Genomic DNA, 14849 nt, shown 5'->3' with positions numbered 1-14849 from the left:
CCAGAAGATTTAACGGAGTTTGAGGCAATCGGGTGGAATTGATGATACCTTTTATTTGAGTAATCTGATTTTCATTATATCCAAATTTTGGCAATAATTCTTCAGCAGTCTTACATCCCCGGTCTTCATGCCCTGCGGCTATTGGGTTTTCAAGAAATCCATAATCATGAAGCAGCATCCCGGTCAAAAGAATAGTTTTTTCCTCAAAATTAATTTCTGCCTCAGTTGCAAGTTTTTCGACTGCATCCAGGACATATTCGGTATGGTGAACATTGTGATAACTTAACCTGGGGTCAAGTTTGGTACGTAGATTATCCAGAATGATTTCCCTAAGTTCGTCAAATCGCATGGTGTAAAGATTTAATTCATCACTTCATAAATTTTGACTTCACCGGCCTTGTTTTTTAATGAAACAGAGCCTTTCTCTTTACAAACAAACGAGTCTTTGATAATCTGATAATCGTCTTCTGCTATTATTATCTGACTCTCTCTTGCCACCGATTGCAACCTTTGAGCGGTATTTACAGTATCTCCGATTACGGTATAATCCAGTCGCTTGAGAGTGACCGAGCCAATATTTCCGGAAACCATCTCCCCACTTTTTATACCAATGGCTACTTTTGGAATGAATTCACTTCGTCCGTCAATGGGGTCTATGATTTTATCAATTTCTTCTCTCACGGCAAGGCTTGCTTCTACGGCTCTGTCCAGATGATAATCACCTTTGAATATGGCCATTACGGCATCGCCCATAAACTTGTCAATGATACCATTCTGAGCGATGATACCTTTGACCATTATATCAAAATATTTGTTTATCAGGCTTACCACCACATCAGGTTTTTCTTTTTCTGAAATGGCCGTGAAGCCACAAATATCCATAAAGACCACACTGGCTGTAATGAGATCACTTGAAACAAGAGATTTCTCGAATTCCTGCCTTGACATAAAGTTGAGCACAGAGTCATCGACATACATTTTCAGGATGTTATTTTCTCTTATGGCCTCGAAAGTCTGCCTGATCTGATCAATATGCTTGATGGTCTTCTCCATGGTGGTTTCCAGGTCATCAAAATTTACCGGCTTACACACAAAGTCAAAAGCCCCCCGATTCATGGCTGTGCGTATATTTTCCATGTCACCATAGGCCGACACCATCACCACTTTGGTTAGAGGATTGCTTTCGCTTAATTTGACCAAAAGCGTAAGACCATCCATTTCCGGCATATTGATGTCGCTCAACACCATCGAAATATCGGAATTGGTGTCCATCATTTCCAATGCCTGACGTCCGTTTTCGGCAAAAATAAATTCGTACTTTTCTTCTCTGATCTGCTTTCTGAACTTCTGTTTGATCAAAATCTGCAAATCACTCTCATCGTCAACTACCAGAATTTTGGTTTTCATTTCAAAAGTTTGTTTTTCAATTCATTAAAATCCAGTGGTTTAGCCAGGAAATCGTTGGCACCTAAAGCCATTGCCTGCTGCCGGTTGGCCTCATCGCCATAAGCGGTTATCATCATCACTTCGGGAGGAGGAACCGGATATTTGGCTCTGATTCGTTTCAGGAGCTCGATGCCGGTCATGCCAGGCATGTTGATATCCGACAAAATCAGGATAGATTCTGACTCATGACTATTCATAAAATCAATGGCCTCTTCTCCCGAAAATACAAAAGTAAATTCTGTCAGACCATTTTTGATTTCTTTTCTGAATTTTTGCAAAAACAAATCCTTTATGTCCAGTTCGTCGTCAACCACTAATATTTTCATAATAGAAAAAGAGAATTCTAATTTGAAGGTAATCTAATAATAAATTTGCAATATTCACCGTCCACAGTATCAATTTCCATGTTTCCACCATGCATTTTCGTGATAATGTCATAACTCAGACTCAAACCCAGGCCGGTTCCTTCGCCGGTAGGTTTTGTGGTGAAGAATGGTTGAAATATCTTGTTTCTTATGGAATCCGGAATGCCCTCGCCATTGTCTTTTATGCTTATAATCACTTCTTTTTTAGTTTTTTGAGTCGAAAGCTCAACCATTGGTTTGTAATTCGTTCCGAGTTTTTTTGATTTTTCAAAAACTGAATAAAAGGCATTATTGATAAGGTTCAGAAAAACTCTTCCCAAATCCTGTGGTACTCCATATATTTCAGGTAAATCGGGGTCGAGATGGGTCTTGAAGTCGGCATTGAAGGTCTTGTCTTTGGCCCGCATCCCATGAAAACTCAGCCTCAGGTATTCCTCGGTGAGCTCATTGAGGTTAATAAGTTTTTTCTCTCCGGTCGAAACCCGGCTATGGTCGAGCATCCCTTTCACAATATTGCTGGCTCTTTTACCATGAAAATTTATTTTTTCCTGATTTTGCACCAAATCTGCCGCCAGCTCTTTTATAAGTTCTTTATCAATATTTTCCTTTTCAAATTCTTCTTTAAGCTCATCTGCCAGTTCGATACTTAATTCTGAAAAATTATTAACAAAATTCAAAGGATTTTGGATTTCATGGGCTATACCTGCGGTGAGCTCGCCCAGGGAAGCCAGTTTTTCTTTTTGTACCAACTGTTCCTGGGTGTTTTTCAGGTCTTTGTTTATACCTTTTAAGGCCAAAATCGCCCGGTTTTTTTCATATTCAAATATTACTGCAAATACAAAAAGGTTTACAAAAAAGCCCATGATAGTTGAAAAATAATAAACACCTGTCGGGTCAGGCGGGGATACCTCAATAAATTTTACTATCTCCAGATAATATTTATTTGAGAAAATATAGATTGCCAAAGTAACTAAAAACCAAAAGAATCCGATTCGTAAGTTGTTGGTTAAAAGTAAAATATAAATAGGAGTGAGGATGGTGGAGATGGCTGCGGAGGTCTGCATACCGCCACTGGAATGGATCATGTAGAACATATAAATGCTTACGTTGACACCAAAGAAATTGGCACATACGTTAGGACTGACCCTGGCTCTGAAAAGAAAAGCCGCCGAAAGGCAGACGATTCCGATTAGAAAAGTCGAATAAAAATGAGGTAAAAAATTAAAGAAAATTCCGTTTACTGAAAACAACGTAAACGAAAGAAAATTGAAAAGATAAAAACTGATACTAATCTTGGCTTGCCGTAGGCTTTCAGGCTCAGAATAGTATTCTTTCGGAATAAAAAACCTGAACATTTGGTCCAGTTTATGATTCAGATTAGTTTTCCATGTCGCTTCCATAATACGTAAATGTAGGTACTGTCAATTATAAAACAAGAGATTCCGAGAAGCTGAACAAACTGATTAGCAGGAAAAAAGTAAAATAAACTTACCGAGATAAGTCCGGTTCCCAGCATTTTGCTCCAGGCCAGCAGCATGGAAAAATCCTCGGTTTCTTTTACCTGAAAAAGCATAAAAAGGCACTGCAATGAAAGGATTACATTGATAATATAGCCAGAGTTGGCACCGTTGAGGGTGTCATAGCCTTCGTCACGAAAAGTATAACAGAACAGAATCCAAAACACGAAATTTATCAAAGAAAAAGCTTAAAATGCTTTCTTGCTTCGGGATTCATAGGTTGCTTAGAGCCGTATTTTATGATGGCATAAAAAATATAACAATCTAAAAAGAAAGCCGCCTGATAGCTAAGCGAGTATAAAAGGCCGGAGTTGGGGTGATAAATAAAACTCCAGACAAACTCCCAGCCGATATTGGCCCCTGCCACGTATGCGGGCATTTCGACAAACTTCTTTTTTCTGATTTCCAAAATCAGCACAGCATAGGTGACTACCCAAAGAATACAGCCCAATCCGTTGAATATCAATCCGGTGGTGGAGTATTCGGCAAAATTTATTAATGGCTGCGAAAACATAATTTCAATTATTTAATCCCCAATCTTTCTGCAAGGATTCGGGTATATAAAAGTTAATTTTTTGGTTGTCATCCATGAAATTTATCATGGCCGTAAGCATTATTTTACCAATGCCTTTCATCATCAGTGCCAGCATGGCATTTTGACTAATGTCTGAAATAGTACCCACAATCTCCCTGAAATCTTCGGCAAAATCTGCAAGGTCTTCCTTGTCCACTTTGGGAATTCCAAGATAGTCGGCCAGTTCCTCATCGATGAGGTACCTGTACATTTTGTAAAGGGTATTAGGGTGCATTTTTACAGGAAAAGAGTTTTCGTTAAACTCTATCAATGCATTCATCAATGATTTCCCCTGCTCACTTTCTCCTTTTTGGTGGTCAATGATGGCATGGCCAAGAGCAAGTGCATCAGCGGCATTGTTGGGTAAAAGTTCAGGATCAACTCCCATAAAATGCCCTACAACTCTCCAGGTATGTACGTAGGCCTCTTTTTCGTCATGGCTCAGCTCAACATCGAGCAGTTCAAGTCCTTCCAGTATCAAAGCCGAAAATGACATTAAAGTACCGGCCATATCTTCCTGATTGATAGGTTCATCGAAGGTATCAGCATCCCATTGATGTTTTTTTAGGTAATATCTGATGACGGCGTGAATCAATCTTACTTTTTGAGCAGCTCTTATGCCTTTTCCTTGCGGATCAAGTCCACCGGGCGACATTGCCAGAATCACAAACTGAGCGGTTTCGGCAATCCTTCGGGCAAATGCATTTTGAGCACCATGTGAATGGTTCAATCTGCCGGTGTGATGCAGTACATTGGCTCCTTTGGCACCACTGTAGCATTCGGGCAGAGACTTAAATGATAACAACATGCCTACATAAACACCATTTCGGGCATATACTTCCTGGCCCATCGCAATCAATTCAGGGTCAGCCCAATCGGGGAGTTTTTCGGTTTCAAGAAAATACTTTTTTACTTCCTCCGGAAGGTGGTCAGGGATGTCTTCGGCGGTTTCGTTGATGGCTCTGAACAGCTTGTTTACGGTATCCAGCTCGCCCTTGGTCATGATCTGTTCGATTACATTATCGGCAAGGGGGTCGGTATGCTTTCTTTTACTTTCCAAAAAATCCAGGTCCCATTTTCTGACAGTGAGCTCTTCTTTAATTTTAACCGAAGATGCGGCATTTTTTCTTAAATAAAAGTACCACAATGAATACAATAGTGATACCACCACCAGAATTAACAGTAGAATCCACAGCATAATCAATTAGAGTTAAGGGTTTGTTAATTTTCAGTTGTTGATAAAAGTAAAAATAATTTCTTGATAATCAAGAGAAAAGGATGGAAAATAATAGATTCGAAATATTAAGATTGTTTTTACATCGGTTAGTAAATCAAAATATTTCTTTTTTTGGAAAATCAAACCATGGTTAGAAAAAATACAAAAAAGATTTTTTATGAATTCAGAGGGAGTTTGATAATAAAGGTGGTGCCTTCACCTTCCTGACTATCAACTTCTATTTCGCCATTGTGGCCTTTTGTGATGATGTCATAACTCAGTGAAAGACCCAAACCCGTGCCTTGTCCGGTAGGTTTGGTGGTAAAAAACGGTTGAAATATTTTGGATTTCAGATCATCCGGAATTCCCGTACCATTGTCGGTGATGATAATTTTCAGTAAATCTTCTCCCTCTTCGCTAATTTTCGAAGTGGAAATAGTAACCAAAGGTTTGTAATCGGCAGTTTTGTCAGGCAAGTTGGATTTTTTCTGGACAGCATAAAAAGCATTGTTGCAAAGATTAAGGAAAACCCTGCCCAGATCTTGCGGTACAGCCGAAATTTTTGGAAGATTTTCGGCCAAATCCAGTTTGAAATCAGAATTAAAGCTTTTGTCTTTTGCCCTCAAGCCATGAAAGCTTAACCTCAAATATTCGTCAGCCATGGCATTAATGTCCACTTCCTGTTTTTCACCGGAGTTTGTGCGACTATGCTCCAGCATACTTTTTACGATTCCGCTTGCTCGCTTTCCGTGATGCGATATTTTCTGAAGATTTTGCACCAAATCGTCAATAATGGCGGCAGAATCTTCAGGAATTGACACTTCCCCTAACTCTTCTTTCAGTTCGTCAATCAGATCAATGCTGACTTCTGAAAAGTTATTTACAAAATTCAGTGGATTCTGAATTTCGTGGGCGATGCCTGCTGTGAGCTCACCCAATGATGCCAGTTTTTCTGATTGGATGAGTTGGGCTTGGGTGGATTTGAGTTTTAGTAAAGTGGTTTGGATTTCCTCTTTCTGGGATGCCAGCAATACATTAGCTTTTTTCTTTTGAAGATAATAGTATAACAATACAGCTCCAAACCCAAGAAAAACGAGTAAAGTAGCTATTAAAATATACATTCTAATTCGACCTTGTGTTTCTATTTTTTCACGCTCTAAATCTTTTAGCGTTAGTTGCCTTTTTAGAAGCACTTGTTGAAAATCTGCGAGATTTGAAATTGTCCTCTTTGTAAAAACATCTCTTTCTTTATGGGCAAGTCTTAAGTATATGAAAGCACTATCTGATTGTGAAAAACGCTGATAGTGTTCGAACATATTTTCATAAGCAGACGCTAAATCTACTTTTACAACTTGTATTTCTCTGATTTTTTTTAAAATATTCAGCGATTTAACCCCATAATAATAACTTGAATCTCTTTTGTTTAAGTGTTGATAGGCTTTGGATAAACCTAGATAGTTAATAGACAGGCCAATATCCAAATCAAAATTATTTTTCAAAACATTCTCAATACCTTTTAAGAATAAACCTTTTGCTTGCTCATAATTGCCTGCTTCTAATCTTATACCACCAGATTGGTAAAAAACATAAAAAAAATATCCCCCGAATGGATCTACAGGTTTTGCAAAAATTTTATCCAGATAAAATTGGGCTGAGTCAAGATTGTTATTTTGTTGGAAAGCAAAAGCAATATTACTCAGAATGGTAGTCTGTTGCCAGAGATTATTTCTATCCTTTGCCATCTGATACGCTTTTTTAAAATAATGCAACTGCTCTTCGGTGTTTGCTGTTGCACCCATCAGCACAGCATAGTTAAAGAGGTCATTATTAAAGGATGCCCTGAATCTTTCGTTGATATCGCTTTCCTTGCCAACTCTCTCAAATAATCGTTGATTTTCAAGGTTTTCGTAAATATCCAATCTACTTCTATAAGCGTCGTACGCTTTATCAAAATGGCTCTTATTTAGATTCCCTAAATTATCATCACCGATATTGGTCACTATTTCGTAAAGAAATTCCGCTTTTGAAGAATCTGTTTTGGCATGTTTATATTGTTTTTGCAGAGAATCTAAAAAGGCGGTTTTGTTTTTTTGACAAAATCCATTGTAGGAAATAAAAATTAGGAAAAATAATAAATTCTTCATGATTCGTCATTTTTGAAGGGTAATGTAATGCTAAAAGCAGTTCCTACTCCTTCTTCAGACGATACAGCCAATACCCCACCATGTCCTTTTGTGATAATGTCATAAGCCAAGCTCAAGCCCAAACCAGTACCTTTCCCAGTTGGTTTTGTTGTAAAAAATGGCTGAAATATTTTTTCAAGATTTTCCTCCGAAATACCCGAACCATTGTCTTTTACTATTATTTCAATATTATCGTCAACTTTTTTGGTTGATATAGTAACCATCGGTTTATAGCTCTCTGCATTTCCGTTTTCTACATTTTTCTTAGCTCGTTCATTACATGCATAAAAAGCATTGTTGCAAAGATTAAGGAAAACCCTGCCCAGATCTTGCGGCACAGCCGAAATTTTCGGAAGATTTTCGGCCAGATCCAGTTTGAAATCAGAATTAAAACTTTTGTCTTTTGCCCTCAAGCCATGAAAGCTTAACCTCAGATATTCGTCAGCCATGGCATTAATGTCCACTTCCTGTTTTTCACCGGAGTTTGTCCGACTATGCTCCAGCATACTTTTTACTATTCCGCTGGCTCGCTTTCCATGATGCGATATTTTCTGAAGATTTTGCACCAAATCGTCAATAATGGCGGCAGAATCTTCAGGAATTGTCAATTTCCCCAACTCTTCTTTCAGTTCATCTATTAGCTCAATACTTACTTCAGAAAAGTTATTAACAAAATTGAGCGGGTTTTGTATTTCGTGGGCGATGCCGGCGGTGAGCTCACCCAATGAGGCAAGTTTTTCCTGTTGAATGAGCTGGTTCTGAGTGTTTTGAAGCTCTGAAAGTGTATCTTCGAGTTGATTTTTTTGTTGTAAAATTTCTTTTGTGCGTTCTTTTACCAGCAGGTCTAATTTTTCATTTTCCTCGGTTACAATTTTATTTTTTTCCTCCTGTTTTTTTAGGTTTTTTAGTTGATTACGGGCACTTAAGCCATAGGCAATCATCCAGATTAGCCCTCCAAGAAAGAAAAGGTCAAAAACATTGTCATATTCTTCCTGAAATTTCGGTAAGAAATATTGGGCAAAATCATTGATAGTATTGATTACGTAGAAAGGTAAACCGGCTTTGAAAAGGAGACTTGCTATGTTGTTTTCTTTTAAAAGATAAAGTACATACATTACAAATGAAAGAAGCATAAACCATGAAACGTCGGTAATATGTTCCATTTTTGTACCATTAGACAAATCAAATGTTAAAACTAATGGAATAATAATGTAATGTATTAAAGTCAGGTATTTGTCTAGCCATGGGATAATATCTTTATAATTAACGTTTTTCCGGACGATAGTCAGAGCAAAAAATAGTACGAAAAAATATATCATCTGCGGGCTTGGTTAAAAAAAGTATATCTCAAAAAATGAAAAAATGTTGATAAATCAAAAGAGAAATCAGTAAAGGGTAAAAGTAATTATTTAATAGTTTTGAATATTCTACAAAAATTAGCTTTCTGGAAAACTTAAACCAATCCCAGAACCGCAACCAGACCCCACATTAAAATAAAACTGATGACCAGAGACACGTTGACCATAGTACCTGCGATGCGGCTGTCGTAACCCAGTTCATCAGAAAATGGCAAAATAGTCATGCCCAACGGCAATACCACCAAGACAATGAGCACATTTCGCATCAGAGATGGCTCCAACCCAAAATAGATTGCTGCCACAGCGATAAGCCCAACAGTATATCGGATTATCAAAAGTTTGCTGATGTCTTTGAGTTGAGATTTGTTCAGTTCAAAACTCAGGTAGATTCCCATCAAAAGAAGAACCAGCGGCTTATTGGCCTTGGCCAGAATTTCCAGGAAATCAAAACCGATTTTTGGAACCGGAATATTAAATGCATTGATGCTTAGACCAATAATCATTCCTGTAACCGGGGGAAGAGCAATAATCCTGATAATCAGTTTTTTGATGTCTAATTTCCCTGTGCCTTTATGAGCATGATAAGCACCAGATGGGTACACTCCTGCGAAAGTAGAAATTGCATTTCCGATGTCAAACATTACCGCAAAAACCATGGCTTCGATTCCCCATATCCCCTCAATCAATGGAAAGCCAAATAAACCAACATTGTACCCGCCTGCTCCCATCATAAAGATGCCTTTCAGGTGGTCAGGCCGGTTTTTAAAAACAAACCTGGCGATACTCATCATAACAACAGAGAGCACAATACAAAGCAAGGGAATGAGAAAAAGATGAGGTTTTATTACAACTTTGGAGGTCGAAATAATCATTAATGCCGGAAAAGTGGTGTGCATCAAAAATTTTGATAATATTTTTCCTTCTTTTTCAGTAATATAACCATACTTTTTTATCAAAAAACCCATGGAAATCATGGCAAAAGTGATAAAAAAAGTACTATTGGCTTGGTTCATGAAAATTAATTTTGGCAAAAATAGGATAAACTTTTCCGGAGGAAAAATGGTAGTCTAAAATTGATAGTACAATTAAGGTATCAATAATTTTATTTTTTGTTTGTGAATCAAAACTTCAAAATTTCCCGGATCATATTGCTCACCATCAACAACCAGAAAAGTATTGGGCGAAGAAATGCTTATGCGGTCTGCATGAAAATATTGAACAAACGGAGAAAGAATATGTTTTCCGGAAAAAATAGTCGGGAAAAGGGTCAGGAATCTATAAAATGGTTGTTTTTTGACAATTAGAATATCCAATAGCCCATCACGAAGGTCGGCGTTTGGAGCCATTTTCATCGACTTTCCGGTATGCATGGTATTCATAATCATCACAAAAGTCAAGCCTTGTTCGGCTCTTACATTTTCGAATGATATTCTGGCAAAATATTCAGGATTTTTGAAAATATGATAAATCGCACTCACAGCATATCGGGCTCCACCCATCCATCTAAGTTTATCTGATGATTTGTTAATAGCTGCCACCATTCCCCAACCAATGGCATTAAAAGCATAAAGTGTTCCTTTGCTTGACCGAATTTCTATCAAATCGATGTATTCAATTTTGGGCTTTAATATATTTCTGATTGATTTATCTAAATCCAGATTTTTAAAGTCATGATTAAGCGAATTGCCACTCCCGGCGGGCAAAAGGTATAAAGGAGGATATTCTGAAATTTGATTTTTAAAAATTACGTTTATGATTTCATTGAGGCTGCCATCTCCACCAATCACAACCATCAATTCATATCCATAGATAGGATTATTTGGAATCCATTCACTGAAATAACCAATTCTTTCGCTGATAACTTCTTTGTATCCAATATTTTCCGTGTCGAGGAAACTTTTGAGTTTTTGGGAAATTTTTAAACCCTTTTTGTTTCCCGAGTGAGGATTAACCAAAATCAATAACTTTCTATCCATAGTTTAGGGTTTATAGTTTCAGAAAAAAGAAAATTCTGAAATATCGAAATTTGCTTTTATCTCACGGTGAAAATAACCTGTTTTTATGCGTAGTGTGAATTTATTGGAAATTCCAAAATGACTCAAAAAAATATTTTGACCTATTAATTCTTTTTCAATTTAAAAATCAATTCTAAAAATTATCCTAAAAAACGAAGAATTCAATTTTGCGGTAAAAATGTAGCTTAATTTATTTACAAAAAAAATTGGTTGGTGATTAAAAAAAAGATTCTGTCTTTATGTAAAATAAAAACAGAATCTTCGATAATAGTTTATTGAATATTAGTCAATTACCGGCTCGGTATGCATTTTTTCGTCATCTAGTTCTCCCTCCCAACGGGCTACTACTGTGGTAGCGAGGCAGTTGCCAAATACATTCACTGTGGTGCGGGCCATATCCATAAGCTCATCGATCCCGATAATCAGCAAAACGGGCCATTCGGGTAAACCAAAAGAGGCCAAAGTGCCTAATAAAATAACCAAAGTGGCTCTTGGAACTCCGGCTACACCTTTGCTGGTAAGCATCAAAGTGAAAAGCATAATAATTTGCTGACTAACAGGAAAATCAACCTGAGCAGCCTGTGCCACAAAAATGGCCGCCAGTGACAGATATAAAGTTGAGCCATCGAGGTTAAAACTATAACCTGTTGGCATTACAAATGATACAATATGTCGTGGAACTCCAAACCGCTCCATTTGCTCCATAGCTTTTGGGAGTGCTGATTCTGAGCTGGTTGTGGCAAAGGCAATGGAGAGTGGTTCAGAGATATTTTTAATAAATTTAACAACCGGAACTTTGATAATAAGCATAACCGGCACCAGAACCAAGCCAATAAACGCGGTAAGGGCGAGGTACAAAGTCATTAGCAACAAAGCCAGGTTTTTTAATACTTCAAATCCCATATGACCCACCGTAACTGCGATGGCCGAGCCAACTGCAAATGGTGCAAAGTACATCACGATAGCTGTAAATTTAAACATCACCTCAGAAAGTAGTTCTACTGCTCCTACAACTTTTTCTCTTTTTTTATGGCTGAGCATCGCAACACCTATTCCGAATAAGACTGAAAAAACTACGATTTGGAGTGTTTGTCCTTCAGCTATTGATTTGGCTATGTTTTCAGGGAAAATATGAAGTAATACTTCCTGCCAGGTCTGAGAAGTTGCCTGTGGCAGCTCTTCATGGGTGCCGGGCATTTGCATGATACCTTCGCCGGGTTTAATCCAGTTTGCGAAAAACAAACCTATAAAAAGTGCAATAGTGGTAACCACTTCAAAATAAAGTAAAGATTTCCAGCCCATTCTACCCACTTGTTTCAAATCAGAGTGTCCTGCAATCCCCGCTACAAGTGTTGAAAATAATAGTGGCCCGATGATGGTCTTGATAAGTTTGATAAAAATCTTACTTACCACTTTGAGGTTTACTGCAAACTCAGGGAAATCATTGCCTACCTCGGCACCAATAAGCATACTGATCAGGATCCAGGCAGTCAGAGATTTTTTCTGATATCCGTACCATATCATGCTGGCAATAAATGCCCATCGAAAAATGGAGGCAATTAATTCATTGATTTTCAGATTAGTAAAGTGGGGGATTACAGAAACCAAAGATGCGAAAAACAAAGTTATGAAAATCGCATAAATGGTATATTTTGAAACATCTTTTTTCATAAACAGATTATGGGTTAGGTATTTGGTTTTTTTGATGAAATAAAAACAATTTTATTCAAAAAAAAATTAGAAAACTAAAAATAACCTGAATGTTCCCAAAAAAGCTTTAAAAAGTTTAATTTTATAATAATTGAAAATTAATGTTTTTCAATTATTTCAGTTTTAAATCATTGGGTTTAGCTCCATTACTAAAAATCGCCAATTTCGATTTTGGCTGAGAAAGAGGTTTCGAATATCTGATATTTTTGTTTTGGTTACCAGTGATTTCGAAAACGGTTTCAATGTTTTTTCCAAATTTTAAACTATTGAAAACCAAGTTTTTAGAATTCTGAATAGTGCCTAGTTGGTTTTCTTTCGTAATAATATTCACATTTTCAAAAGTTATGTTTTCGGCTTCTACACATAGCAAGCCCTTGTTGGCAGTAAAGGATGAGTTTTTCAGAGAAATGTCTTTTATGTTCATTTCCGGAAGCCCCCGAAATATAACAGCGGTTTCTGCTTGCCAACAGTTTACGTTTTCGATGTAAAATTTACGGAATGACGGGGTACCCTCATTGACCGGCATGGATTTAATTTCGGGTAAGGTATTTTTTTCTCCCTCGAGTGGCACAGGATCTTTGGCTTCATAATACATATCAAAGAGAATCGCTTCGCCCGGTATATTATTCATTTGAATATCAGAAATATAGATATTTTCAACTATTCCACCACGGTCACGTTTGGTTTTGAATCTTAATCCGATATCGGTACCCAAAAAGTTGCAATTGTTGACATACAGGTTTTTTACTCCGCCCGACATCTCGCTGCCTATCACAAAGCCACCATGGCCATGATATACGGTGTTGTTTCTAACAATAATATTTTGGGTGGGTTTACCACGTTTACGGCCTTGTTCGTCTTTACCCGATTTTATGCAAATGGCATCGTCACCGGTGTCAAATGTGCAGCCTTCTACCAGTCCCTCAGAGCAAGATTCCAGATCCAGAGCGTCATTGTTTTGACCAAACCATGGGTTTTTTATGTTAACATTTCTGATTGTAATATGCTCACACATAAGCGGATGGAGGGTCCATGCTGGAGAGTTTAGCATACTTACTCCTTCTATCAAAACATTGCGGCAAGAAGTGAGGCTTATCATATTAGGTCTCAAAAAGTCTCTGATTTTTTGGTAATCTTCAAGTGTTTTTCCTTCCACTTTTTTGTTGGACCACTCCATATTTTCATTCCCATATCTTGACTGTTCTGATGGATACCAAGCGTCTTTTTTATCATTCAAAACTCCACCAGATTCCACGAGTTTTTTCCACTGTGTTTCGGTAAGTTTCGACTTTTTCACCTGTTTCCATACCTGACCTGCTCCATCCATGTGGCCTTGTCCAGTTATGGCAATATTTTGCTGTTTTACTGCCGAAATGGGTGCCTGACAACGGTAGGCTACATTTCCCTCCCATGTGGTTTCGATCACCGGGTACTGATTTCGGTCATCAGAAAATTGTAACACACAGCCTTTTGCCAGATGGAGGTTTACGCCGCTTTTGAGCACAATAGGCCCCGTAACCCATAATCCAGACGGAATCATTACCGTGCCTCCTTTTTCAGAGGCCAGATTGATACAGTTTTGGATGATTTCGGTATTCAAAAACAGGCCATCGGCTTTGGCACCGTATTTTGTGATATTGAAAGTGTCTTTCGTAAATGCCGGCGTATTGATTTTAGGCAGCTGATATTCAAAAGTTTCAGGGTAAACCGATTTTTTGAGCCAGTTTCTGAGCGGAAGAGATTGTGTCATCAGATCCTCAGCAACCAATGCTGCCATTTTACGTGCTCCAAATGGGGAAAGATGAGTGTTATCTTCGATACCTTTAGGAAATTTTCTAAAAACCCCGGGTTTGATGTGCATAAATATATCTTTAGAGGCTTCAATTCCGAGGCTTTCTATCAATTTTCTACTCAGAACATGCATGTCAATGAGTTGGACACCGGTTTCTTTGGCCACTTCCTTCACTACCTGAGGGTATTCGCCATGTTGATCCACAAATTTTCCCTCTTCATCAAACTTCCGACGCATCATCGGAGTGAGTATAACAGGGATGGCTCCTTTTGATTTAGTTTCGGCAATATATCTGAGCAGATTGGCTCTGTAGGCCACTTGCGGGTCAGCATATTTTGTAGTGTCGGAAATTTTCTGGTCGTTGTGTCCAAATTGAATAAAAACATAATCTCCTTTCTGTAATTGACTAAAAACCTTGTTCCAGTGTCCTTCATTTCTGAATGATTTGGTGCTTCTTCCGTTTAGGGCAAAGTTTTGAATTTCTACTACATCAGTAAAGTTTTCCCCAAACACCATTCCCCAGCCTGTTTCAGGGGCATCGTATGGATTTTTGTTGGCCATGGTTGAGTCTCCAATCATGAAGATTCTAACTTTGGGTTCAGAAATAGTGAAACCAAATAATATGAAACTGAATAGAATTGCCAGATTACGCATAGTAAAATAGGAAAAAGTA

General features: G+C 37.9%; 12 protein-coding genes. All 12 read right to left on the bottom strand.

The window, feature by feature from the left end; genetic code table 11:
• Positions 1–360: 360 nt before the first annotated feature.
• The 12 genes from IPP61_02610 to IPP61_02555 all read right to left on the bottom strand — a co-directional run bounded on the left by IPP61_02610 (position 361) and on the right by IPP61_02555 (position 14830).
• Positions 361–1407: a response regulator gene (locus tag IPP61_02610; protein MBL0324064.1), complete on the bottom strand. Its 1047-nt coding sequence runs from the start codon at positions 1405–1407 to the stop codon at positions 361–363.
• Positions 1404–1772: a response regulator gene (locus IPP61_02605; protein MBL0324063.1), complete on the bottom strand. Its 369-nt coding sequence runs from the start codon at positions 1770–1772 to the stop codon at positions 1404–1406. The genes IPP61_02610 and IPP61_02605 overlap by 4 nt, the downstream gene beginning before the upstream one ends.
• Before the next feature lie 17 nt (positions 1773–1789).
• Entirely contained in the window at positions 1790–2905 is a 1116-nt protein-coding gene (locus tag IPP61_02600) for a GHKL domain-containing protein (protein ID MBL0324062.1), read from the bottom strand.
• 278 nt (positions 2906–3183) lie between these two features.
• On the bottom strand, positions 3184–3495 hold the full coding sequence (locus tag IPP61_02595) for a hypothetical protein (protein MBL0324061.1): 312 nt from the start codon (positions 3493–3495) through the stop codon (positions 3184–3186).
• An 8-nt stretch (positions 3496–3503) separates the two neighbouring features.
• Positions 3504–3842 carry a hypothetical protein gene (locus IPP61_02590; GenBank protein ID MBL0324060.1) on the bottom strand — a complete coding sequence of 113 codons (339 nt, stop codon included), beginning with the start codon at positions 3840–3842 and terminating at the stop codon, positions 3504–3506.
• A 4-nt stretch (positions 3843–3846) separates the two neighbouring features.
• Entirely contained in the window at positions 3847–5100 is a 1254-nt protein-coding gene (locus tag IPP61_02585; GenBank protein MBL0324059.1) for a DUF2236 domain-containing protein, read from the bottom strand.
• Positions 5101–5294: 194 nt separating this feature from the next.
• Positions 5295–6434, bottom strand: a complete 1140-nt coding sequence (locus IPP61_02580) for a hypothetical protein (protein ID MBL0324058.1) — start codon at positions 6432–6434, stop codon at positions 5295–5297.
• 824 nt (positions 6435–7258) lie between these two features.
• A complete protein-coding gene (locus IPP61_02575; protein ID MBL0324057.1) occupies positions 7259–8620 on the bottom strand; it encodes a histidine kinase in 1362 nt (453 codons plus the stop codon).
• A gap of 134 nt (positions 8621–8754) precedes the next feature.
• Positions 8755–9672, bottom strand: coding sequence for an AEC family transporter (locus IPP61_02570; protein MBL0324056.1), 918 nt, complete (start codon positions 9670–9672; stop codon positions 8755–8757).
• A 72-nt stretch (positions 9673–9744) separates the two neighbouring features.
• Positions 9745–10635, bottom strand: a complete 891-nt coding sequence (locus IPP61_02565; GenBank protein MBL0324055.1) for a hypothetical protein — start codon at positions 10633–10635, stop codon at positions 9745–9747.
• Between the two features lie 321 nt (positions 10636–10956).
• Positions 10957–12345, bottom strand: a complete 1389-nt coding sequence (locus IPP61_02560) for a cation:dicarboxylase symporter family transporter (protein ID MBL0324054.1) — start codon at positions 12343–12345, stop codon at positions 10957–10959.
• A gap of 151 nt (positions 12346–12496) precedes the next feature.
• Positions 12497–14830: a GDSL family lipase gene (locus IPP61_02555; GenBank protein ID MBL0324053.1), complete on the bottom strand. Its 2334-nt coding sequence runs from the start codon at positions 14828–14830 to the stop codon at positions 12497–12499.
• Positions 14831–14849: the final 19 nt, after the last annotated feature.

The sequence above is a fragment of the Cytophagaceae bacterium genome (assembly GCA_016722655.1).
In the GTDB taxonomy this organism is placed as follows: domain Bacteria; phylum Bacteroidota; class Bacteroidia; order Cytophagales; family Spirosomataceae; genus Leadbetterella.
Note: the sequence above shows the minus strand (reverse complement) of the source record. Positions and strands in the feature narration are given on the sequence as shown.